Annotated in this window: 18 protein-coding genes; 5 read left to right on the forward strand and 13 right to left on the reverse strand. The window is 74.2% G+C overall.

The window, feature by feature from the left end:
• Window positions 1-445: 445 nt before the first annotated feature.
• Window positions 446-1,453, reverse strand: a complete 1,008-nt coding sequence (locus ACSU6Z_RS11020; RefSeq protein WP_437044780.1) for a stage II sporulation protein M — start codon at window positions 1,451-1,453, stop codon at window positions 446-448.
• Between the two features lie 129 nt (window positions 1,454-1,582).
• Between ACSU6Z_RS11020 and ACSU6Z_RS11025 the strand changes: the two genes are divergently transcribed.
• Window positions 1,583-2,578, forward strand: a complete 996-nt coding sequence (locus tag ACSU6Z_RS11025; protein ID WP_437044781.1) for an RDD family protein — start codon at window positions 1,583-1,585, stop codon at window positions 2,576-2,578.
• 46 nt (window positions 2,579-2,624) lie between these two features.
• Here the strand turns inward: ACSU6Z_RS11025 and ACSU6Z_RS11030 are convergent, their stop codons facing one another.
• From ACSU6Z_RS11030 to ACSU6Z_RS11070, 9 genes are all read right to left on the reverse strand, one after another.
• Entirely contained in the window at window positions 2,625-3,239 is a 615-nt protein-coding gene (locus ACSU6Z_RS11030; RefSeq protein WP_437044782.1) for a hypothetical protein, read from the reverse strand.
• A 176-nt stretch (window positions 3,240-3,415) separates the two neighbouring features.
• Window positions 3,416-4,873 carry an adenosylhomocysteinase gene (gene ahcY, locus ACSU6Z_RS11035; protein ID WP_437044783.1) on the reverse strand — a complete coding sequence of 486 codons (1,458 nt, stop codon included), beginning with the start codon at window positions 4,871-4,873 and terminating at the stop codon, window positions 3,416-3,418.
• Window positions 4,874-5,327: 454 nt separating this feature from the next.
• On the reverse strand, window positions 5,328-6,308 hold the full coding sequence (locus ACSU6Z_RS11040; protein ID WP_437044784.1) for a cation diffusion facilitator family transporter: 981 nt from the start codon (window positions 6,306-6,308) through the stop codon (window positions 5,328-5,330).
• A gap of 144 nt (window positions 6,309-6,452) precedes the next feature.
• Window positions 6,453-7,604, reverse strand: a complete 1,152-nt coding sequence (manA, locus tag ACSU6Z_RS11045; RefSeq protein WP_437044785.1) for a mannose-6-phosphate isomerase, class I — start codon at window positions 7,602-7,604, stop codon at window positions 6,453-6,455.
• Between the two features lie 147 nt (window positions 7,605-7,751).
• A complete protein-coding gene (locus ACSU6Z_RS11050) occupies window positions 7,752-8,885 on the reverse strand; it encodes an SIS domain-containing protein (protein ID WP_437044786.1) in 1,134 nt (377 codons plus the stop codon).
• 193 nt (window positions 8,886-9,078) lie between these two features.
• A complete protein-coding gene (locus ACSU6Z_RS11055; protein WP_020940431.1) occupies window positions 9,079-9,249 on the reverse strand; it encodes a Trm112 family protein in 171 nt (56 codons plus the stop codon).
• Between the two features lie 146 nt (window positions 9,250-9,395).
• Window positions 9,396-10,760, reverse strand: coding sequence for a phosphomannomutase/phosphoglucomutase (locus ACSU6Z_RS11060; protein WP_437044787.1), 1,365 nt, complete (start codon window positions 10,758-10,760; stop codon window positions 9,396-9,398).
• A gap of 90 nt (window positions 10,761-10,850) precedes the next feature.
• Window positions 10,851-12,467, reverse strand: a complete 1,617-nt coding sequence (locus ACSU6Z_RS11065) for an L-lactate permease (protein WP_437050264.1) — start codon at window positions 12,465-12,467, stop codon at window positions 10,851-10,853.
• Window positions 12,468-12,578: 111 nt separating this feature from the next.
• Window positions 12,579-12,953 carry a DUF3499 domain-containing protein gene (locus ACSU6Z_RS11070; protein ID WP_029384352.1) on the reverse strand — a complete coding sequence of 125 codons (375 nt, stop codon included), beginning with the start codon at window positions 12,951-12,953 and terminating at the stop codon, window positions 12,579-12,581.
• A 352-nt stretch (window positions 12,954-13,305) separates the two neighbouring features.
• Between ACSU6Z_RS11070 and ACSU6Z_RS11075 the strand changes: the two genes are divergently transcribed.
• Window positions 13,306-13,755 carry a metallopeptidase family protein gene (locus tag ACSU6Z_RS11075; RefSeq protein WP_437044788.1) on the forward strand — a complete coding sequence of 150 codons (450 nt, stop codon included), beginning with the start codon at window positions 13,306-13,308 and terminating at the stop codon, window positions 13,753-13,755.
• Window positions 13,756-13,806: 51 nt separating this feature from the next.
• Here ACSU6Z_RS11075 and ACSU6Z_RS11080 read toward each other — a convergent pair whose 3' ends face one another.
• The 3 genes from ACSU6Z_RS11080 to ACSU6Z_RS11090 all read right to left on the reverse strand — a co-directional run bounded on the left by ACSU6Z_RS11080 (window position 13,807) and on the right by ACSU6Z_RS11090 (window position 19,562).
• Window positions 13,807-15,300 (reverse strand): DUF5719 family protein, encoded by a 1,494-nt coding sequence (locus tag ACSU6Z_RS11080; RefSeq protein WP_437044789.1) that lies wholly within the window; start codon window positions 15,298-15,300, stop codon window positions 13,807-13,809.
• A complete protein-coding gene (locus tag ACSU6Z_RS11085) occupies window positions 15,297-19,058 on the reverse strand; it encodes a glycosyltransferase family 2 protein (RefSeq protein ID WP_437044790.1) in 3,762 nt (1,253 codons plus the stop codon). Before ACSU6Z_RS11085 ends, ACSU6Z_RS11080 begins: the two co-directional genes overlap by 4 nt.
• 240 nt (window positions 19,059-19,298) lie before the next feature.
• The gene (locus ACSU6Z_RS11090; protein ID WP_103542468.1) at window positions 19,299-19,562 is read right to left on the reverse strand and encodes a WhiB family transcriptional regulator; all 264 of its coding nucleotides are present in this window, start codon (window positions 19,560-19,562) and stop codon (window positions 19,299-19,301) included.
• Window positions 19,563-20,342: 780 nt separating this feature from the next.
• Between ACSU6Z_RS11090 and ACSU6Z_RS11095 the strand changes: the two genes are divergently transcribed.
• From ACSU6Z_RS11095 to ACSU6Z_RS11105, 3 genes are all read left to right on the forward strand, one after another.
• Window positions 20,343-20,849 (forward strand): cysteine dioxygenase, encoded by a 507-nt coding sequence (locus ACSU6Z_RS11095; RefSeq protein ID WP_437044791.1) that lies wholly within the window; start codon window positions 20,343-20,345, stop codon window positions 20,847-20,849.
• 86 nt (window positions 20,850-20,935) lie between these two features.
• A complete protein-coding gene (gene cofD / locus ACSU6Z_RS11100; RefSeq protein WP_437044792.1) occupies window positions 20,936-21,895 on the forward strand; it encodes a 2-phospho-L-lactate transferase in 960 nt (319 codons plus the stop codon).
• Complete coding sequence (locus ACSU6Z_RS11105) at window positions 21,892-23,202, forward strand: coenzyme F420-0:L-glutamate ligase (RefSeq protein ID WP_437044793.1); 1,311 nt, start codon at window positions 21,892-21,894, stop codon at window positions 23,200-23,202. The genes cofD and ACSU6Z_RS11105 overlap by 4 nt, the downstream gene beginning before the upstream one ends.
• Window positions 23,203-23,257 lie beyond the last annotated feature (55 nt).

The raw sequence follows: 23,257 nt of genomic DNA on the forward strand, positions 1-23,257 counted from the left end.
CATCGGCAGAAAACCGACGGACGGGGCATCAACATATCTGGCGTTGACTTTTGGCACGCTGTTGAGTTCTCAAGGAACGGACGCTTCCTTCGTACTCACCCTCTCGGGCTTTCCTCCGGGCGCTTCCCTTCGGTGTCTCCGACTCTATCAGATCGTTTCCCGATCCGATTTCCTCGGTGCTTTCCAGGTTCCCGCTTCCGCGTTTCCCTTTCCGGCGATCCCGACTTTATCAGATTTCCGGGGCGGCCTTATCGGCCTTCCGTTTCCGATTCATCGGGGGCTTCTGTGGAATCAATGTTCCGAGAAGCGAGTAGACACTCGCTGTCACCTGCGGAGCGGAGCCCCTGCCCAGGCAACTGTTTGAATCTACCTCCCCACGCGCTCCGTGTCAACGGCTCTTGTGGGGCGAAGAGGAGATTAGCAGCTCGGCAGGGGTGTCCGCACATCAGGCGGCTGTCGGGACCGTGGCGCTGCGCTCGGCCGCCTCGACGTCGCCTGTCCCTCCGGAACGGGCAGCGCGGCCGCCCACCACGTAGACGTACGCGAGGAAGGCCAGTTCCGCGGCGACCCCGATGCCGATGCGGGCCCAGGTGGGCAGGCCGGAAGGCGTGACGAACCCTTCGATGGCACCCGAGACGAAAAGAACCAGGGCGAGGCCGATCGCCATGCCGATGGCTGCACGGCCCTCCTCGGCGAGCGCCGCACGCCGGGTGCGCGGGCCCGGGTCGATGAGGGTCCAGCCGAGGCGCAGGCCGGTGCCGGCCGCCACGAAGACGGCGGTGAGTTCCAGCAGGCCGTGCGGGAGGACGAGACCGAGGAACGTGTCGAGGCGGCCGACCGAGGACATCAGGCCGACGCCGACGCCGAGGTTGAGCATGTTCTGGAAGAGGATCCACACGACCGGGAGCCCCAGGAAGACTCCCAGGATCAGGCAGAGCGCGGCGGCCCAGGCGTTGTTCGTCCAGACCTGGGCGGCGAAGGAGGCCGCGGGGTGGCTCGAGTAGTACGTCTCGTACTGGCCCCCGGGGCGGGTGAGCTCGCGCAGTTCGCCGGGGGCCGCGATGGACGACTGGACTTCGGGGTGGGTGCCGATCCACCAGCCCAGGAGGGCCGCTACCGCGGTCGACAGGAGAGCGGTGGGGACCCACCAGTGACGCGCCCGGTAGACGGCGGCGGGGAAACCGTGGGCGAGGAAGCGTGTGACGTCGCGCCAGGACGCGCGTCGGGTGCCCGTCACGGCTCCGCGCGCGCGTGCCACCAGTTGGCTGAGCCGGCCGGTCAGCTGCGGGTCCGGGGCGCTGGACTGGATCAGGGAGAGGTGGGTGGCGGTGCGCTGGTAGAGGGTGACGAGTTCGTCGGCCTCGGCACCGTCGAGGCGGCGCCGGCGGCGGAGCAGGGCGTCCAGGCGGTCCCACTCGGCTCGGTGGGCGGAGACGAAGACGTCGAGGTCCATCGGGGTGCCTGCTCCTGGGCTGTCGTCGGCGGCTCGGCGTGGATCGGCTTGTCGTACCACTGCGGCGCGATGCGCCCCAGCTTGGCAGACTGGCGGTGTCGGGGGCAGGTCAGGGGAAGGGCGGCAGGCGTGAGTGAGCTGGTGACGGGCGAGGCCGTGGCGTTGGAGCTGCGCCCCGCGAGGCTGCCCAGCAGGGCGCTGGCCGTGCTGCTCGATCTGGTGGTGGTCGTGACCGTGTACATCGCGGTGACCATCGCGCTGGTGGTTTCCACGGCCTCCTTGGACGAGGCGGCGCAGACGGCGCTGTCGATCGCCGCGTTCGTTCTGCTGCTGGTGGGCGGGCCCGTCATGGTCGAGACGCTCACTCACGGGCGGTCGCTCGGAAAGATGGCGTGCGGGCTGCGGGTGGTGCGGGACGACGGTGGGCCGATCCGGTTCCGGCACGCGCTGGTGCGGGGCTTGATCGGCGTGATCGAGATCCTCATGACGTTCGGGGTCGTCGCGTGCATCGCGTCGTTGGTCTCGGCGCGGGGGCGGCGGCTCGGTGACGTGTTCGCGGGGACCCTGGTCGTACGGGAACGGGTGCCCGTCGCTCCGGTGGCGTTCGTGCCTCCGCCTCCGCCGTGGCTGGCCGGGCGGTTCTCGGGGCTGGACCTGTCGGCGGTCCCGGATGATCTGTGGCTCGCCGTGCGCCGGTGCCTGACGCGGATGCGGGAGCTGGACCCGCAGGTCGGTTCGGCCATGGCGGAGCGGCTCGCCGCCGAGGTCGCGGCCCGTACGGGGGCTCCGGCGCCGGAGGGCGTCCCGCCGGCGGCGTATCTGGCGGCGGTGGTGCAGGAACGGCAGGTTCGTGAGGCCCGGCGGGCTTTCGGGGACGGTGCCGCGCCGGGGGGCGGCAGGGCGGCGGAAGCCGCACCGGGCCATGCGGCGCCGGGTTCCGCGCCGGTGCGCTCGGCGCCGGTTCCCGGGGCGCCGTCCGGAGAGGTGCCCGCGGGGCCGGCCGTCCCCGGCGCCGGCCGCGGCACGGTGGCGGAGGAGGCTGCGGCGGGCGGGGCCGGGCCCGCGGTGCCGCGGGACCGGCAGCCGGCCGACCGGCCCGCATCCGGTTTCGTACCGCCGGCGTAGGGCGGCGGCCGGGTGCCCGGGCCGGCGGTCGGCCCGGGCGGACCGGTCACGTGAACGCCGACGGCGGCGACTCGAGGTCCTCCAGCTCGACGCCCGGAGCCGCGAGCACCACGTCGCCGGCGATGTGCACGGCGTGCTGTTCGCCCGTGTCCAGGGCGGTGACCTGGTACTCGTCCACGGTGAGGGGGCCGTTGTCAGTGGCGTGTGTTTCGCTGTTCGCCAAGGTCCAGGACTGGTCCACGGTGCGGGGGGCGAGGACCGGGTCCGTGAAGGCGACGAGGCGTACGCGGGTGGCCGCCGCGGAGGGGGTGAGGCGCAGGAGACGGGCGGTGGCGACGAGGAAGGCCGGGGAGGTGCCGGTGAAGGCATGGGCGCGCACATTGCCTTCCGTGGCCTGGGTCCCGGTGGGGTCGGTGCGGACCCAGGTGACGCCGTCGAGGGCGGCGCCGCGCACCTGCCAGTGGGCGGCGTGGAGTTCGAGGCGGAGGGGGCGGCCGAGTTCGTCGAGGGTGAGGTCGACGGAGCCGCGGTGGTCGCCCGCGGGGGTGGTCAGCCGGGAGACGTAGCGCCAGCCGGTGGGACCGGTGGCGCACTGGAAGTGCTCTTCCGCGAGGGGGGTGTGATCGTGCGGGTCGTGGAGCGAATAACGGCCGCGGGGCATGGGCGTCCTGGGTCGTACCGGGTCGGGTCGTGACGGGCTGGGCCGGGTCGCTGGTCCGCCAACGGGGCAGGCCCCCGGCACGGGGGTGCGGGGGCCTGCCTCGGAGGACCTGCCGCGGCGGGCGCGTCCGTGCGCGGACGCGCCCGCCGCGGACCGCGGCGCGGTCTCAGCGGTGGTCAGTAGCGGTAGTGGTCCGGCTTGTACGGGCCCTCGACCTCGACGCCGATGTACTCGGCCTGCTCGGGGCGGAGCGTGGTCAGCTTCACGCCGAGCGCGTCGAGGTGGAGGCGGGCGACCTTCTCGTCGAGGTGCTTGGGCAGCACGTAGACACCGGTCGGGTACGCGTCGGGCTTGGTGAACAGCTCGATCTGGGCCAGGGTCTGGTCCGCGAAGGAGTTGGACATCACGAACGAGGGGTGACCGGTGGCGTTGCCCAGGTTCAGCAGGCGGCCCTCGGACAGCACGATGATCTTCTTGCCGTCGGGGAAGGTCCAGGTGTGGACCTGCGGCTTGATCTCGTCCTTGACGATGCCGGGGATCCTGGCGAGGCCGGCCATGTCGATCTCGTTGTCGAAGTGGCCGATGTTCCCGACGATCGCCTGGTGCTTCATCCTGGCCATGTCCGAGGCCATGATGATGTCCCGGTTTCCGGTCGTGGTGATGAAGATGTCGGCCGTCTCCACGACCTCGTCCAGGGTGGTGACCTGGTAGCCGTCCATCGCCGCCTGCAGCGCGCAGATCGGGTCGATCTCGGTGACGATCACGCGGGCGCCCTGCCCGCGCAGGGACTCCGCGCAGCCCTTGCCCACGTCCCCGTAGCCGCACACGACGGCGGTCTTGCCGCCGATCAGGGTGTCGGTGGCGCGGTTGATGCCGTCGATCAGGGAGTGGCGGCAGCCGTACTTGTTGTCGAACTTCGACTTGGTGACGGCGTCGTTGACGTTGATCGCCGGGAACAGGAGGGTGCCCTCGCGCTGCATCTCGTACAGGCGGTGGACACCGGTCGTGGTCTCCTCGGTGACGCCGCGGATCTCGGACGCCAGCTGGGTCCACTTCTGCGGGTTCTCGCTGAGCGTGCGGGTCAGCAGTTCGAGGATGACGCGGTGCTCGTCGGACTCGGCGGTGTCGGGCGAGGGGACCTTGCCGTCCTTCTCGTACTCGACGCCCTTGTGGACGAGGAGGGTGGCGTCACCGCCGTCGTCGAGGATCATGTTCGGACCGCCGGTGGGGCTGTCCGGCCAGGTCAGGGCCTGCTCGGTGCACCACCAGTACTCATCCAGCGTCTCGCCCTTCCAGGCGAAGACCGGGACGCCCTGCGGGTTGTCGGGCGTGCCGTTCGGGCCGACGGCGATGGCGGCCGCGGCGTGGTCCTGGGTGGAGAAGATGTTGCAGGAGGCCCAGCGGACCCGGGCGCCGAGGGCGACCAGGGTCTCGATGAGCACGGCGGTCTGCACGGTCATGTGCAGGGAGCCGGTGATGCGGGCGCCCTTGAGGGGCTGTGCCTCGGCGTACTCCTCGCGGATCGCCATCAGGCCCGGCATCTCGTGCTCGGCGAGGGTGATCTCCTTGCGGCCGAACTCGGCCAGGGAAAGGTCGGCGACCTTGAAGTCCTGCCGGTTGTCGACGGTCGTCATTGCGGGCTGCTCCTCGGATTGGGTCGAGGTGGGTACGGCTGATCTGCGCGGCGGCGGACACAGGGGTGCCCGGAGAAGGCACAGGCATGCCCGCGTGCGCGCAGCGCAGTCCGTCGGAGGCCCTCTCTCCCTCGGCCGGCCCGTCGTGGGTCCGCCCGACCGCCATCAGCAGCGACGTCTGGCTCCGTTCCAAGCTACACCGGTCGGGCCGAAGGTCCCCAGTCCGCCTCCGGACACTTCGCGTCCCCCGGGCCGTGCCCGGACGTCCGGGCGGGAGCGGCGGCCCTGTCCGGGACGGGCGCGGCCGCGGCGCGCGGTCCGCGGTGGCGGCCGGACGCCCGCACGGAGCCGTGGCCGACGCGCCCGTGGGGCCGCGGGGCCCGTCACCAGCCGACAGGGCCCGCCGGGACGTGCCGGGCGGGCCCTGTGGAGGAGTGCGGGGAGTGCGCGGGGATCAGTGGCCGGAGCCCTGCGGGGCCGGGCCGCCGGGGGCGGCCTCGCGGTCGGGGCCCTTGGCGGCCTCGGTCTCGCTGTAGACGTCCGGTTCCAGGTAGATGACGCGGGCGATCGGGACGGCCTCGCGGATGCGGGCCTCGGCCGCGTCGATGGCGCCGGCGATCTCGCGGGCCGTGCCGTCGTGCCGTACGGCGATCTTGGCGGCGACGAGCAGCTCCTCGGGACCGAGGTGGAGCGTGCGCATGTGGATGATGCCGGTGACCGTGGTGCCGTCGACGACGGCGGCCTCGATCCTCCGGACCTCCTCGGCGCCGGCGGACTCGCCCAGCAGCAGCGACTTGGTCTCCACGGCGAGGACCAGCGCGATCAGGATGAGCAGCACGCCGATGCACAGGGTGCCGATGCCGTCCCAGACGCCGTTGCCGGTGAGCAGGGCGAGCAGGACGCCGAAGAGGGCGAGGACCAGGCCGACGAGGGCGCCGAGGTCCTCCAGGAGGACGACGGGCAGCTCGGGCGCCTTGGAGTGACGGACGAACTCCTTCCAGGACTTGCGGCCGCGCAGGGCGTTGGACTCCTTGATGGCCGTGCGGAAGGAGAAGGACTCGGCGATGATCGCGAAGACCAGGACGCCGACCGGCCAGTACCAGTGCTCCAGTTCGTGCGGGTGCTTGATCTTCTCGTAGCCCTCGTAGAGGGCGAACATGCCGCCGACCGAGAACAGCACGATGGAGACGAGGAAGGCGTAGATGTAGCGCTCGCGGCCGTAGCCGAAGGGGTGCTGCGGGGTGGCGGCGCGCTGCGCGCGCTTGCCGCCGACCAGCAGCAGGGCCTGGTTGCCGGAGTCGGCGAGCGAGTGCACGGACTCGGCGAGCATCGACGACGAGCCGCTGAAGAGGAACGCCACGAACTTCGCTGCCGCGATCGCGAGGTTGGCGGCGAGTGCCGCCACGATCGCCTTGGTACCGCCTGACGCGCTCATCTGTCGCGTTGTCCCTTCGCCTTCGTCGTGCATGTGTACGCCGTTCGGGGCTCGGCCGCTCCCCGGCTTTGCCCGCCCGTTGCGGTGGGTCATTGTTGCAGCCCGCCGCGGCCGTGGCGCGCCGAACTGCCCGCCGTGTCCGTGTCAGACGCGCACGGTGGCCCGGAACACCGTCCCGTCCCCGGACACTTCGGCCTTTTCACCCGCCGGTACGAACACGGATCGACCCGGCGTCAGCCGGTGCTCGCCCGCGCGGACGGTGCCCGCCGTGCAGAGCAGGATCTGCGGGGCGGGCAGGGTGAGGTCGCGGGCGGCGGTGCCCTCGGGCAGGACGTACCGGGACAGGCGGAACTCGTCGATGGGGGTCTCGTAGACCTCCTCTCCGTCGCCGGACGCCTCCGGCCGCAGCACGCCGGGGTCACCGGCCTCGAAGCGGACCACGCGCAGGAGTTCGGGGACGTCGACGTGTTTGGGGGTCAGGCCGCAGCGCAGGACGTTGTCGGAGTTGGCCATGATCTCGACGCCGAGGCCGCCGAGGTAGGCGTGCGGGACGCCGGCGCCGAGGTAGAGGGCCTCGCCGGGCTGGAGCCGGACGTGGTTGAGGAGCAGGGCGGCGAGCACGCCGGGGTCGCCCGGGTAGTGGCGGGCGATGCCGGCGTAGGGGGCGTAGGCGCCGCCGAGGCGCTCGCAGGCGGCCGCGGCCTCCGCGACCGTGCGGGACATCTCCTCGGGGTCGGCGGTGAGGATCGCCGTGAGGACCTCGCGCAGGGCCGCGTCCTCGGGGTGGGCTCGCAGCAGGTCGGCGTACGGCTTGAGGGAGGCGACGCCGAGGCCGTCGAAGAGGCCGGCGGTCTCGGCCGGGGGGCGGAAACCGCACAGGCCGTCGAAGTCGGTGAGGGCGCAGATCAGTTCCGGCTTGTGGTTGGCGTCCCTGTAGTTGCGGTGCGGGGCGTCGAGGGGGACGCCGCGGCGCTCCTCGTCCTCGTAGCCCTCCCTGGCCTGCTCCAGGTCGGGGTGGACCTGGAGGGAGAGGGGGGCGCCGGCGGCGAGGAGCTTGAGGAGGAAGGGCAGGCGCGGGCCGAACCTCTCGACGGTCCGGGCGCCCAGCTCGCGTTCGGGAGCGGCCCCGATGACCTCCGGCAGGGTGCCGCGTGCGGTGCGCGAGGGCGCTCCGGGGTGGGCGCCCATCCACATCTCGGCCTGCGGTTCGCCGCTCGGCTCGACGCCGAGCAGTTCGGGGATGGCGGTGGGGGAACCCCAGGCGTAGGGGCGGATGGTGTTGTCGAGGCGGTCCATGCGGTGTCTTCGTCTCCGTACGTGCGCGGTGCGGCGGGCGCGGGTCACAGGGCGGCGGCCGGGCGGCTCCCGCGCCGGTCCGGCTCCCGCACCTCGTCGGGCGGCGGCGCCGGGTGGCCGGTCGGGCGGGCGCACGGCCGCACGGAGTCAGGATGAGGGCTTCGAGGCGAGCGCCAGGTAAACGGCGGCGAAATCCGTCATGGCGATCAGTTCCGCGAGGGTCTCCAGTTCGCCGCCCGCCTCCGGTTCGAGCTCGCTGATCGGTGTGTCGTGGTCGAGGGCCACGTCGCGGGCGGCCGGGGCCGCGGTGAGGCTGCCGATGGGGCGGTCGCGCAGCAGCACCACGCGCGCGTGCAGGGCGGGCGGTTCCTCGACGCGGTCGCGGAAGAAGTCGCCGGGGTCGGCTCCGGCGGCGAGCGGACCGGCGAGCAGGGCGCTGTGCGCGGCGAGTGCCTCGGGCAGCTCGGCGACGACCGCGGGCACGCCGGACAGCTCGGCCAGCGCGGCGGCGAAGCGCCGGCCGGCGGGACCGGCCGAGGTGCCCTCGGTCCACACGACGGGGAGGGCGTCGGCGAGTTCGGCGGCCAGTGTCTTGGCCGGGTTGCCGTAGGTGGCGATGGCGGGGCCGCAGCGTTCGGCGACCTGGTCGAGGCGGTCGGCGACCTTCTCCAGGGCCTCGGGCGGGGCGGTGAGCAGGCCGGTGCGGTCCAGCAGCGCCAGGAGCGGGGTGAGCAGGGCCCACAGGACACCGGGGGCGGACGCGGCCAGGGGCTCCTCGACGTCGTAGGGGGCGGTCGCCATCGGGACGAACAGGCCGTGGGAGGCGCTCACCGCGTCGGCGAGCGGGGAGGGGGCGGGTGCCACGCCGACGACCGCGCAGCCGCGCCGGTAAGCCTGTTCGGCGAGCAGGGACAGGCCCGGCTCGGTGCCGTCGGGGGTGGCGATGAGCAGCAGGTCGACGGAGCCGGCCCAGCCGGGCAGCTCCCAGCGCAGGGCGCCGGGCGCGGGGGCGACGCCGGTGGGCGTCAGCCGGGTGACCGGGCCGCCGGCGCCGGCGAGGGTGCCGAGGAGGTCGGCGGTGTGGGTGGCGGCGGCTCCCGGACCGGCGATGAGGACGGCGCGGGGGCGGCCGTCCGGCATGAGGCCGGGGACGCCGGCCTCGGCGGCGTGCCGGGCGGCGGTGCGCACCCGGGCACCGGCCTCGGCGGCACCGCGGAGCAGGCCGCGGCGATCGGCTCCGGCGAGCCCTTCCGGGTTGTCGAGCAGCGCTTCGTCGAGCATGGCGGCAGTTCTCCGATCGCCGGGTTCTGTGACGCGGGCGGCGGGTTCTCGCGCGACCGTGTCGCACCGGAGCACGCAAGCGCGGGACCGCGGGGCCGTGGGCGACCGGGCGGAACCGCCGGCACCCGCCGGCCCGTGTGACCCGTGTGGCGGGGTCCCTTGGTTCCTGCCCGTCCCGCGCGCGGATACGCCGCTACGCCGGGCGGCGCGCCTCGTCGACGAGCAGGACCGGGATGCCGTCCCGCACGGGGTAGGCCAGTCCGCAGTCCTGGCCGGTGCAGATCAGCTCGGCGTCCTGCTCCTTGAGGGGCGCGTGGCAGGCCGGGCAGGCGAGGATCTCCAGGAGGCCGGCTTCGAGCGGCATGGGGGTTCCCTTCGGGCGGGTGTGTGCGGATGTGCTGGTCAGCGTACCGCCGGTGGGGGCGGGGCGCCGGGTCGGAAACGTCGCGGTTCCCTTCCGTCGCCTTGCGGCTTCCCGGCGTCGGACGGCGACCGCGCGGCGGGGCGGCGTCAGGCCCGGATGATGGCCAGGGCCTCGTCCCGCACCGCGGCCATCGTCGCCTCGTCGCGCGCCTCGGCGTTCAGGCGCAGCAGCGGTTCGGTGTTGGAGGGGCGGACGTTGAACCACCAGTCGGCGGCGGTGACGGTCAGGCCGTCCAGCTCGTCGAGGCGGACGCCGGGGCGGCCCTCGTACGCGGCCCTGATCGCGGCGAGGCGGCCCGCCTGGTCGTCGACGGTGGAGTTGATCTCGCCGGAGCCGGCGTAGCGGTCGTACTCGGCGACCAGGGCCGACAGGGGCTCCCGCTGGCCGCCGAGGGCCGCCAGGACGTGCAGGGCGGCCAGCATGCCCGTGTCGGCGTTCCAGAACTCGCGGAAGTAGTAGTGCGCGGAGTGCTCGCCGCCGAAGATCGCGCCGGTGCGGGCCATCTCGGCCTTGATGAAGGAGTGGCCCACGCGCGTGCGCACCGGGGTGCCGCCGTGCTCCCGCACGACCTCCGGCACGGACCGGGAGGTGATGAGGTTGTGGATGACCGTGCCCTTGCCGCCGTTGCGGGCGAGCTCGCGGCGGGCGACCAGGGCCGTGATCGCCGACGGGGAGACCGGGTCGCCGTTCTCGTCGACGACGAAGCAGCGGTCGGCGTCGCCGTCGAAGGCGAGGCCGAGGTCGGCGTCCTCCTCGCGGACCCTCTTCCGCAGGTCGACGAGGTTGGCCGGGTCGAGGGGGTTGGCCTCGTGGTTCGGGAAGGTGCCGTCCAGTTCGAAGTACATCGGGACGAGGTCGACGGGCAGTCCGGCGAGGACCGTGGGGACCGTGTGCCCGCCCATGCCGTTGCCCGCGTCGACGACGACCTTCAGGGGGCGGATGGAGGTCAGGTCGACGAGGGAGCGCAGGTGGGCGGCGTAGTCGGCGAGGGTGTCCCGCTGCGTGACCGTGCCCGGCGCGGCCGCGGGCGCGGGGGCGCCGGACTCGCTCCACCGCTCGACGAGGGCGCGGATGTCGGCGAGCCCCGAGTCCTGCCCGACGGGGGCGGCCCCCGCGCGGCACATCTTGATGCCGTTGTACCGCGCCGGGTTGTGGGAGGCCGTGAACATGGCGCCCGGCAGGTCGAGTGCGCCCGAGGCGTAGTACAGCTGGTCGGTGGAGCACAGGCCGATCCCGGTGACGTCGGCGCCGCGTGCCGCCGCCCCGCGCGCGAAGGCGCGCGCCAGACCGGGCGAGGAGGGCCGCATGTCGTGCCCGGTGACGACGGCGCTCGCGCCGGTCACCTCGACGAAGGCGGCGCCGAACAGTTCGGCCAGCGCCTCGTCCCACTGGTCCGGGACCACCCCGCGTACGTCGTACGCCTTCACGATCTGCGACAGATCAGCAGCCACGGCCAACCCTTCTGAAAGTCCTATCGGCGTCCTCAAACTACCCGCACCCGCCGGCGGGGGACCGCCCGGACACCCGGCCGCCGCCCCGGGTCAGGGCAGCGTCCAGTCCAGCACCGGCGAGGACTGCCCGACCACGATCAGGCACATCACCAGCAGCAGGCCCAGGCTCCAGGGCAGCACCTTGCGCAGCAGGTCCCCCTCGCGGCCCGCGAGGCCGACGGCCGCGCAGGCGATGGTGAGGTTCTGCGGCGAGATCATCTTGCCGAGCACGCCGCCCGAGCTGTTGGCGGCGGCCAGCAGCCCGGGCGACAGCCCCGACTCCCGCGCGGCGGTCACCTGCAGGGCGCCGAAGAGCGCGTTGGCGGAGGTGTCCGAGCCGGTGACGGCGACGCCGAACCAGCCCAGCACCGGCGACAGGAAGGCCAGTCCGGCGCCGGCCGCGGCGACGAAGTGGCCGATGGTGGCGGCCTGCCCGGAGAGGTTCATGACGTAGGCGAGGGCCAGCACGGAGGTGACCGTCAGGATCGCGGACCGCAGTTCGCGCACGGTGGCGAGCCACTCCCTGACCGCCACGCGCGCGTGCACCCCGAGCACGGCCGCCGCGCACACCCCGGCGATCAGCACGAGCGTGCCGCCGGTGGACGCGATCGGCCAGCCGAAGGCGTTGGCGCCGACCGGCTGCCCGTCCGGGCCGGCCACGTCCAGGAAGGGCCAGTCGTACGTCTGCGTGGCCCGGGCCAGCCGGTCCTCGACCGCCGGGATCTGCGCGACGGAGAAGACCGCGACGATCAGCGCGTACGGCGCGTAGGCCCGCAGCACCTCCCCGCGCGGGTCGTCCGCGTCCGGTTCCCCGCTCCGCGCGCCGGTCGGCACGCGGGCGCGTACGGCGCCGGCGGCGGGCACGCGCGCGTGCGCCGCGGCGGCCAGGGCGCCCGCGCCGGCGAGGGCGGCGCCGATGTCGGCGAGTTGGGCGGAGACGTGGTTGGAGGCGGCGAACTGGGCGAGGGCGAAGGCGGCCCCGCACGCCACCGCGGGCACCCAGGTCTCGCGCAGTCCGCGCCGCCCGTCCACCAGTGCGACCAGCACCAGCGGCACCACGAGGGCCAGCAGGGGCGTCTGGCGCCCCACCACGGAGGCGACGTGGTCCAGCGGCAGCCCGGTCACCTGGGCCAGCGTCACCACCGGGGTGCCCATGGCGCCGAAGGCGACCGGCGCGGTGTTGGCGACCAGCGACACGACCGCCGCGCGTACCGGGTCGAAGCCCAGCGCGACGAGCATCACCGAACAGATCGCCACGGGCGCGCCGAACCCGGCGAGGGCCTCCAGCAGGGCGCCGAAGCAGAAGGCGATCACCAGGGCCTGGATGCGCGGGTCGTCGGAGAGGCGGCCGAAGGAGCGGCGCAGGACGTCGAAGTGCCGGGTGCGGACGGTCATCCGGTACACCCACAGGGCGTTGACGACGATCCACAGGATGGGGAAGAGCCCGAAGGCGGCTCCCTGGGCGGCGCTGGAGAGCGTCTGCTCCAGCGGCATGCCGTAGACCGGCCAGGCGACGAGAACGGCCGCCACGAGCCCGGCCAGGCCCGCCAGGTGCGCTTTCATCCGCACGCCGCCGAGCAGGACGAGGACGATCACGAGGGGCAGGGCCGCCACGAGGGCGGACAGGCCCGGCGAGCCGGCGACGGGTTCCAGTTCCTGGACGTACACGGGCGCCTCCCCGGTTTCCGCCATGCGGAAGTGATTTCCCACCGTCCCGGGAATGGTCGTGTCCGCGCCAAGCCGACGTCAATGGCCGTGCGTCACCCGGCGCGCGGGGGCTCAGTTGTCGGGCGACCGCAGAACCCGCAGATGCCCGCGGCGCGCGACCTCCATCGGATCGGCCGCGCGTGCCCCGCCACCGGCTCCGGCGGCGCGCTCCTGCGGGCGGGCCGCCTCGCGCACCGCGTTGGCAAGCGCTTCCAGGTCGTCCCCGCTGGGCCGCGCCGGAGCGGAACCGTCGAGCAGCCGGACGACCTCCCAGCCGCGGGGCGCGGTCAGGCGCTCGGAGTGCTCGGCGCACAGGTCGTAGCAGTGGGGTTCGGCGTAGGTGGCGAGCGGGCCGAGGACCGCCGTCGAGTCGGCGTAGACGTACGTCAGCGTCGCGACGGCAGGACGGCCGCAGGCGGTGCGCGAACAGCGACGTACAGGGCTCACGATGTTGGACGGTACCGCACTCTTGAGCGGGCCGCGACGACTCCGCGCCGGGTCACACCACCGTGTCGGGGTGTGAAACGCCACACACCCCTTTTTCGACACGCCCCGCTGACCTGCGCGAACACCGCTTTCCACGCTGCCGGGGCCACCACGGGCCGGGCACGACCCGGTACAAATACCGTGATTCGCCGCGAGGTGATCGCGCTCCGAAAGATATGAAATCGAACCCGGCCTTGGCCGGAACGGCCGTCCGGCGGCACCCGCCGGCATTCGCCGGCATCCGGTACGGCCGTGTCGCGGTGCCCCGCGGGACCGGGCGCGCGGCCCCGCCGAGGACTACTCTTCACCAGTGATGGACAACCCTGTGACCCCCCGTGCCGCCGGCCCGGGCCCCCGCCGCCGTGATCGCCACGGCCGGGGCATGCGCGGCCCGATCGCTCCGCCGCAGGTCCCTCTCGCCGCGAGCCGCGCCGAGGCGTTCGCGGACCTCGTGCAGGACTCCGTGGACCGCCTGGAACGGCGGTGGCCGCAACTCGCCGACATCGACTTCCTCGTCCTGGACGTGCCCCATCCGGGCGGGCTCGGGCAGGGGTGGACCGACGAGGTGGTACCGCTGGGCGGCACGATCCCCGCGCGGGACGGGCAGCGGGCGCGGGTGGTCGTCTACCGGCGGCCGGTCGAGATCCGCGCCAAGGGCCGCGAGGAGCGGGCCGCGCTGGTGCACGAGATCGTCGTCGAGCAGGTCGCCGAGTTGCTGGGGCTGACGCCGGAGACGGTGGACCCGCGATACGACGAGGACTGAGCCGGCGCCGCCGGGGCGCCTGCCCGAGCTCTTCGGGCGGCGCCCCCGCGCTCACTCCTGCAGGACCGTCAGGTCCTCGTCCGCCACCGGCACCGCCACCATCCCCCGGTCGTCCGGCAGCGTCTGGATCGTGAAGCCGGGAGTGCCGTCCTCCGTCACCGTCAGGGTCCGGGCCGCGTACACGGGGCCGCCCGACAGGGGCTCCACCGTGAGGGCGTACGTGCCCCGCAAACCACCGGGGACCGGCGCCTCGACGTCCTGGGTCGTGCCCCCCTTGAGCGTGAACGTCTTCGACACGGCCGTGCCGCCCTCGCTGCCCGCCGACGCCGTGACCTTGACCTTCGCACCGCCCTCGGGGGCCGTCAGGGACAGGGTCGTGCCACCGGCCCGGTTGTCCACCGCCGTCGCCCGCTCCCCCACCGGCCTGGCGGCGGGGATGAACGCCGTCTCCTGCTTGGCGTCCTTGCCCCGCACCACTCGTACCGCCGCCACCACCGGCACCGACTGTCCCGCCGGTGTCAGCACCAGCGACCCGGCCTCGCCCCGCGTGACGTCCCCGAGCTCGATCGTCGTCGTCGTGCCCGCCTTCACGTGCACGGTCTCGTGCCCGGCCGGAGTGATCGCCCCGGAGCGCGAGGCCAGCCGCAGCCTGAGGTCGGCGTCGATGTCGCCGGGGGTGAACAGCACCAGCCGCACGGCGGTGGCGTCCTTCGGGATGCCCGGCAGCACCAGCGTGCCCGCGGGGTCCGCGGACGCGGCGAGCCAGTCACCGCCGAGCGTGTCGTCCAGGGCCTGCACGGCGGCCCCGACCCGCCCGCTGCGGACGTTGACGCGCACGGTGAGGTCGTTCTGCGGCGTGTCGCCGAGCGTGGAGAGGAGGACCGGCTCACTGGTGTGCGGCTGCACCGTGATGCCCTCCCCCACCGTCGACTTCAGGGCCCCGTCCTTGCCGTACAGCTCGATGTCCACGACGGCGGCCGAGTCGTCGGGGTTGGTCAGGTGCACGTAGTCGGTCCGGTCGGACGCCGTGCTGGCACCCGGGAACCAGAAGTCGGTGTCCGCCTCCGCGCAGGTGATCCCCTGCAGCCCCCGCCCGGTGCCCGCGGCGACCGCGGTGGTCTGCTGCACGGTCCAGCCCGGCGCGAACCTCCCCTCCGCGGTTCCCACGAGCGCGGGCACGCCGGCCCCGGAGGTCTCCCCGGTCACCGGCGTGCCGGGCGCCTTCGGCTCCACCGCCGGCACGTCGGCGTCCTTGTCGGTCCTCGCTCCCGCGTCGCCCGGCTCCTCCGGCGCGGCCCGCAGCTCGGCCTTGCCGCCGCTGCCAGCCGCGCCCTCGGTGACGGGGGTGAACGACGTGTAGGTCGTCTCGGCGATGTCGGACGTGCTCGGCGCCGGGCACACCAGGCTCGTGCGTTCCACGGGCAGCCGGGCGGCCGCCCCGGTGGTGGTGCCGCCGGAGGCGTCCGGCGCGTCGAGCACGGCGAACCCGGTGACGGCGGCGAGCGCCGCCGTACCGGCGATGAGGGACAGGGTGGTGCGGTTCACTGCTGACTCCCGTCGGGACGCTCACTGCCCGTGCCGTGGGGACGCCGGGACTGCGCCGGGTCGTGGCCCTGCGGATACTCCTGGTCGTACGTCCCCGCCGGGGACGAGCCGTCGTACGCGTACGGGTCGTACTGGCCGCCCTGGTACGCCTCCGCCGGGTACGTGCCTGCCTGGTACGCCTCCGCCGGATACGCACCGGCCTGGTACGTCTCCGCCGGGTACGGATGCGCCTGGTACGGATCCGCCGGGTAGGCGTCCGCTCGCTGCTGGCCGGCCTGGTACGGCTGCCCGTACCCGTCCTGCCCGTAGGGCGTCCCTCCCTGGTACTGCGGCTGCCCGCCGTCCCCCTGATAGGGCTCCGCGCCGTACGCGCCGTACCCGGCCCCCGCGTCCCACTCGCCGTGGGCGGACTGCTGCGGCACCACCGCCGGCGGCGGCGCCTGCTCGGCGGCTCCCGCCGCGCCCCCGGCCCCGGCCGCCTCGGCCTGCGCCCGCAGCCGCCGCGCCCGGCGGCCCTCGCCGGTGGCCGACGGTGCCGGGACGACCGGCTCCTCGGGCAGGTCGTCGTCGATGTCGCGCCGCCGGCCGGGCAGCGCGAGCACGACGAGGACGACGGCGAGCAGGCCCTGCGCCCACAGCCAGGCGGTGTGGGCGAACGGGTCGTCGTAGGTGACGTCCAGCCTGCCGCCGGTGGAGGGGAGTTCGAAGCCCTGGGCCCAGCCGTCGACCGTGGTGCGGGCGAGCGGCTTGCCGTTCAGGGTCGCCGTCCAGCCCTCGTCGGCGGCGTCGGCCAGGCGCAGCACCCGGCCGCCGGCCCCGGAGGGGATCGCGGTGTGGATCTCGACGGGTCCCGCCGCGACGGGCTGCGGCGCGCCGGAACCCGTACCGGACACGATGGTGGCCCGCGCCACCTCCTGGTCCACCCGCCACAGCGCGCTGCCGTTCTGCTCGCTGAGCCGGCTCAGGCCGGGGGTGGCGTCGAGGACGCGCGCGACCTCGCGGGGCGCGCCCTTGTGGACGAGGACGTACCGCACGGCGAAGCCGCCGAGCTGGTCGGCCTGGTCGGCGCCGGAGCCGGCGACGAGGTTGGCCACGGCCTTGTCGAGCCTGCCGCCGCCCCCGACGGCGGCGGCGAACTCGGCGTCGCCGAGGCGGGCGCCGGCGCCGCGGACCAGCATGTAGCGCACGTGGGCCGCGGAGTCGCTGTCGATGACGAGCGTGCGGGCCTGGTCGCGGGTGCCGCTCTCCTCGGCGACGAACGCGGGCACCTGCACGGGGTCCCGTCGTTCCAGCGGCCCGTCGGCGCCGCGCATCATCCAGCCGGCGGCGATCAGGAGGGGCCCCGCGGCGGCGGCGAGGGCGATCAGCGCGGCGACGGGCTGGCGCCAGCCGAAGCTCTGCTCGGCCACGCGCGCGCGTGCCCCGTCGGCCCCCAGGGCGGCGGCGCCGAGGAGGGCGATGCCGTGGACGAGGGTGGCCGGACCGGCCCAGGCGGAGCCGTTGGACAGCACCGAGAAGACGAAGCCCACCAGGGCGACGGCCCAGGCCGTCAGGATGCCCGTGCGGCGCTCGGAGCGCAGCAGGGCGGCCAGCGCGGCCAGCACGATGCCGGCGAGCATCAGCCCGTGGACGGTGCCGGGCCCGCCCGGACTGGCGCCGAGCAGGTCGAGGGCGGAGGCGGCCGAGGGGCCGTACGCCAGGCCGGCCTCCTGGAAGAAGCCGAACGGCAGCAGCGACAGCGACCAGGGGGCCAGGACCAGCAGGGGCGTGCCGAGCTGGGCGAGGAAGCGCGGCCCGTACGCCGTGATGTCGCCCCGCCGCAGGACGAGCAGCCCGGCGCCCAGGACGAGGGCGATGGGCCAGACGACCGGCGTGAAGGCGGTGGTGAGGGTCAGCAGCAGCGCGTACGCCCAGGTGGCCCGCCAGCTTCCCCGCGCGCCGGAGGGGTGGGCGAGTCCGCCGGCGGCGATGCCCGCGCGCGCCAGGAGCGGCAGCAGCACGGCCAGGACGGCGGTGCCGATGCGGCCGCCGGCCAGCGCGCCGGTGACGGCGGGCAGGAAGGCGTAGGCGGTGGCCGCCCACGCCCGCAGCAGCCGGGAGGTGACGAGCGGGCGGGAGGCGAAGTACGCGGTGAGGCCGGCCAGCGGGACGGAGCCGACGAGCAGGACGGTGACGGCGAGCCCGGTGGAGCCCAGCAGCACGGACGCGAGCGTGGCGACGATCGCGAGGTAGGGCGGTGCGGAGGAGGTGCCGCCGAGGCTCACGGCGTGCCACGAGTCGGCGTACCGGGACCACAGCTCGCCGGCGCCGTCCGGGGCGGGCAGCAGGGCGCCGCCCGCGAGGGCGCCGCCGCCGAGGAGGCCCCGGCAGGCGACGAGGGAGACGAGCAGCAGCGCCAGGAAGAGCACCGGGCCGGGGTTGCGGGCGACGCGCTTGAGGCGGGCGAACTGCTCGACCTGGAGGAAGTCGGCCTCGTCGCCGCCGGGTCCGGTCTCCAGGGCGCCGCCGTGCCGTCCGGCGCCCGCGGCCGACTCGGGGTCGGAGCGGCCGGCGAGGTTGCCCGCGATCTGTTCGACGGTGGCGCGGACGGTGGCGCCGGGCGGCGGGAACAGCGCCCGCAGCTCCTCCTTGTCGATCTGCGGGCGGCCCCTGACGCGCCGCCCGGCCAGGACGCGCTCCGGCCGCAGCAGGACGCCCAGCAGGCCGCGGATCTCGTCGACGGCCTGCCCGGGGACCTTGCCCACGAGGTAGGCGAGGGTGCGCAGCAGCGTGCCGAGGACGATGCGCAGCAGCACCCAGGGGAGAAGGGCCGCGCGGGTGTTGACGAGCAGGGTGTAGACGGCGCCGGCCTTGTCGACCTTGTGCGGGGAGGCGGTGGTGCGGCCGGCGCAGTCGACGGCGCGGCGCTCGCGGGAGGCCGCCTCGGCGTGCCGTACGACGGCCTCGGGGGCGACGAGCACCCGGTGGCCGGCGGCGTGGACGCGCCAGCACAGGTCGACGTCGTCGCGCATGAGGGGCAGTTGCCGGTCGAACCCGCCGAGCCGTTCGAAGACGTCACGCCGGATCAGCATGCCGGCGGTGGACACCGACAGCACGGACCGGACGTGGTCGTGCTGGCCCTGGTCCTGTTCGCGGCGGTCCAGGCCGGTCCAGCGGCGGCCGGAGTGGGCGATGGAGACGCCGACCTCCAGCAGTTGCCGGCGGTCGTACCAGCCGCGGAGCTTGGGGCCGACGACGGCGACGTCGTCGCGGCCGAGCTCGTGCTCGTTCTCCACGACGCGCAGCAACTGGGCGAGCGCGTCGGGTTCGGGGGCGCAGTCGTCGTGCAGCAGCCACAGCCAGTGCACCGGCTCGCCGTGCGGCAGCTCCGGCAGGTCGTAGGAGTCGTCGCGCCAGGTGCGCGTGACGGGGTCCCAGCCGCTGGGCCGCTTCAGGTAGGGCAGGTCGTCCGGGGTGAGGACCGGGACGGTGCGGCTCGCCTCCTCGACGGCCTGGCCGAAGCCGGTGCGCCGGGCGAGGTGGAGGACGCGGTCGTCGCCGAGGGCGTCGGCGACCAGCTGCGCGGAGGTGTCCGCGCTGCCGGTGTCGGCCGCGACGGCGTACTGGACGGGGCGCTCCTGGCCGAGCAGCGCGGCGAGCGCGTCGGGCAGCCAGCGGGCGCCGTCGTGGGAGACGAGGACCGCGGTCACCACATGACGCGGGAACTCAGGTGTGGCAGCGGTGTCTTGACGGGCTGCCGTGTGGCTGTGCACGGACATCGAGGTACGGGCCCCGGTTCGATGGACTGCGGTGGACGCCTGTGCCCCCTGGGGGTGGCGGGGCGTCTCGGACTAGCGACCACACTATCGGCTGGGCATCACGACGGCCCGCCGCCTGTGGACAACCCCTGGGCGACGGGCCGTTCGCACCGTATGACCGTATGCGCGCATGCCGTATGGCCATGTGACCGTGTGTGCGCGTGCGCGGGCGCACGCGGCTGCTCGCCGTAGGGCAGGCCCTCAGACGGCGGCCTTCTTCAGCCGGCGGCGCTCCCGCTCGGACAGGCCGCCCCAGATGCCGAAGCGCTCGTCGTTGGCGAGGGCGTACTCGAGGCACTCGGAGCGGACCTCGCAGGCGAGGCAGACCTTCTTGGCCTCGCGGGTGGAACCGCCCTTCTCCGGGAAGAAGGACTCGGGGTCGGTCTGGGCGCACAGCGCGCGCTCCTGCCAGCCGAGTTCCTCTTCCGCGTCGTCGACCAGCAGTTGCTGCACCAGCTCGGTCATGTGCGCCCCTCGTCCGTCTTTCGCGTCCCCGTGATGTAGCCGTTACCGATTGCGGCTGAACGACACGAGTGAAATTACAGGTGTGCTGCTCCGGGCGAGTCAAGCCGAGATCTGCTATTGGGCCCCTTATTCACCCTGCGGAACCAAGCCCGTACGGAAAGTGTTCAAATCGGCACAAACCTTGACACATGGGCGAGGCCCCGCGGAGGGCTGCGACCCCGTACGCACCCGTACGGGGAAGGACGCCCTGCGGTTCGATCCCGTTCCGGCACGCGCACCGAAGCGAACCGGATCACATCTGGATCACGGGATCGCAACGGGGCTCGTGCGCCCGGCTTGGACGCCATGTGTCCCCGAAGTCGCCTGCACAAACCTTTCACCGGCGAGATGGACCGGATGAGGTGAACCACATCCCCCCTAGGGGGTCGGAAGTTGACAGTGGGAGTGTGAGCCGCTCTCCTTGAGGGCATGCTCGCGAACTTGGCGCTCACCACGACCCGCACCGCCGGGTCCCATGGTGCTGCCCGCGCTCGCTGTAGCTGTTGTCGTCCCAGCTGTTGAGCCGAGCCCGCTCCGGCTGCCGGCCGAGTCCACGCGTCCCGGCCCGCCCGTCGCCCCGCCCCCACCCGGGCACACCCGTCCCCCCGTGACCCGGGCGGACGATCCGCGACCCCGGCGCCGCCGGCCCTCCTCCCGCGCGGGGCCCCGCCGCCCCACCCGCCCGTCACCCGGGCCGCCCGTCTTCCCCTCCGCCCCCTCCCGCCGAGGAACCACCCCATCATGAACAGCGACAGCGACCTCCAGATCGCCGGCGACATCCTCGAAGTCCCGCACCTGCTCCAGCCCCCGCGCGAGCACCCGGCCACCGTCGCCGAGTTCGCCGGGCTGGCCCGGTCCATCACCGCCGACCGGGCCCGGTGGGAGCCCCTCGTCCGGTACGACGCCACCACCCGCTGGTACCACCGGCTGCGCACCGGCCCCGGCTACGAGGTGTGGCTGCTGTCCTGGGTGCCCGGCCAGGGCAGCGGACCGCACGACCACGGCCCCTCCTCCGGCGTGCTGACCGTGCTGGACGGCGCCCTGACCGAGCACACGCGGCGCGGCACGCGCGTGCTGCGGCCGGGAGCCCAGCACGTGTTCGCGCCGGGGTACGCGCACGAGGTGGTCAACGACAGCCTGGAGCCGGCGGTCAGCCTGCACGTCTACTTCCCGGGGCTGACGCAGATGACCCCGCACTCCGCCCGGTGCGCGGCCCGCGCGCCGCACGACGCCGTGCCGGCCGCCTGACGCCGCTCCGGCACCCGTCCCCGTACCGGCCGGCCGGACCGGACCGCCCGTCACCGGGCCGGCCCCGCGGCTGCCACACTGTCGTAATGCGCATTGTGGTTCTGGCAGGCGGCATCGGCGGTGCCCGGTTCCTGCGCGGTCTGAAGCGGGCCGTGCCGGACGCGGACATCACGGTCATCGGCAACACCGGGGACGACATCCACCTCTTCGGGCTGAAGGTCTGCCCGGACCTCGACACGGTGATGTACACGCTCGGTGGCGGCATCAACGAGGAGCAGGGCTGGGGACGGGCCGACGAGACCTTCCACCTCAAGGAGGAACTCGCGGCCTACGGCGCCGGACCGGAGTGGTTCGGCCTGGGCGACCGGGACTTCGCCACGCACATCGTGCGGACGCAGATGATCGGGGCCGGCTATCCGCTCAGCGCGGTCACCGAGGCCCTGTGCGACCGCTGGAAGCCCGGCGTGCGCCTCATCCCCATGACCGACGACCGCGTCGAGACCCATGTCGCCGTGGAGATCGACGGCGAACGCAAGGCGGTCCACTTCCAGGAGTACTGGGTCCGGCTGCGGGCCTCGGTCCCCGCCGAGGCCGTCGTCCCGGTCGGCGCCGAGCAGGCCAAGCCCGCGCCCGGCGTGCTGGAGGCGATCGCCGAGGCGGACGTGATCCTCTTCCCGCCGTCCAACCCGGTCGTCTCCGTCGGCACGATCCTCGCCGTACCGGGCATCCGGGAGGCGATCGCCGACGCCGGGGTGCCGGTGGTGGGCCTGTCCCCCATCGTCGGGGACGCGCCGGTGCGCGGCATGGCCGACAAGGTGCTCGCGGCGGTCGGCGTGGAGTCCACGGCGGCGGCGGTCGCCGAGCACTACGGCTCGGGCCTGCTCGACGGCTGGCTCGTCGACACCGTCGACGCGGCCTCGGTCGGGCGGGTGGAGGCGGCCGGCATCCGCTGCAGGGCCGTACCGCTGATGATGACCGACGTGGACGCCGCCGCGCGGATGGCGCGGGAGGCGCTGGCGCTGGCGGAGGAGGTGCGGGCCGCGTGAGCGGTGCACTCGCGGACGGCTACCGGGTCTGGGCCGTCCCCGGCATCCCGGAGGTGCGCCGGGGCGACGACCTGGCCAAGCTGATCGCGGCGGCCGAGCCCGGGCTGGCCGACGGGGACGTGCTGCTCGTCACCTCCAAGATCGTTTCCAAGGCGGAGGGGCGGCTGGTCCGGGCCGACGACCGCGAGGCGGCCATCGACCGGGAGACCGTGCGCGTGGTCGCCCGGCGCGGCACGCTCCGCATCGTCGAGAACCGCCAGGGCCTGGTGATGGCGGCCGCCGGCGTGGACGCCTCCAACACCCCCGCCGGCACCGTCCTGCTGCTTCCCGAGGACCCCGACGCGTCCGCCCGGACGATCCGTGACGGCCTGCGGGACGCCCTCGGCGTCACGGTCGGCGTCGTGATCACCGACACCTCCGGCCGCCCCTGGCGCGCGGGCCTGACGGACGTGGCGATCGGCGCGGCCGGCGTCCGCGTCCTGGACGACCTGCGCGGCGGCACGGACGCGCACGGCAACCCGCTCAGCGCCACCGTCGTCGCCACGGCGGACGAACTCGCCGCCGCCGGCGACCTGGTGAAGGGGAAGGCCGCCGGCCTGCCGGTGGCCGTCGTACGCGGCCTGCCGCACACCCTCGCCCGCGACGACGGTCCCGGAGCGCGGGCCATGGTGCGCGGCGCCCGTGACGACATGTTCCGCCTGGGCACGTCGGAGGCGGTACGGCTGGCGGTGACCCAGCGGCGCACCGTCCGCTCCTTCACCGACGAGCCGGTCGACCCTGGGGCGGTGCGCCGGGCGGTCGCCGCGGCCGTGACGGCGCCGGCCCCGCACCACACCACGCCGTGGCGCTTCGTCCTCCTCGAATCCGCCGGGGCCCGGACCCGCCTGCTCGACGCGATGCGGGACGCCTGGATCGCGGACCTGCGGCGGGACGGCAGGAGCGAGGAGTCCATCGCCAAGCGGATCCGCCGCGGCGACGTCCTGCGCAACGCGCCCTACCTGGTCGTGCCCTGCCTGGTCATGGACGGGTCCCACACCTACGGGGACGCGCGGCGCGACGGGGCCGAGCGGGAGATGTTCGTGGTCGCCGCCGGTGCCGGGGTGCAGAACTTCCTCGTCGCCCTGGCCGGGGAACGGCTGGGGTCGGCGTGGGTGTCGTCGACGATGTTCTGCCGGGACGTCGTACGGGAGGTCCTGGACCTGCCGGACGACTGGGACCCCATGGGCGCCGTCGCCGTCGGCCACCCGGCCGAGGAGCCCCGGCCGCGCCCGGAACGGGACGCGGCGGCCTTCGTCACCGTGCGCTGAGGGCGGGCGCGAGCGCCTACCCTCGTAGGACACCTCTCGCTTCCCAGGGACTTCA

It is taken from the genome of Streptomyces sp. enrichment culture (genome assembly GCF_964273145.1).
In the GTDB taxonomy this organism is placed as follows: Bacteria; Actinomycetota; Actinomycetes; order Streptomycetales; family Streptomycetaceae; genus Streptomyces.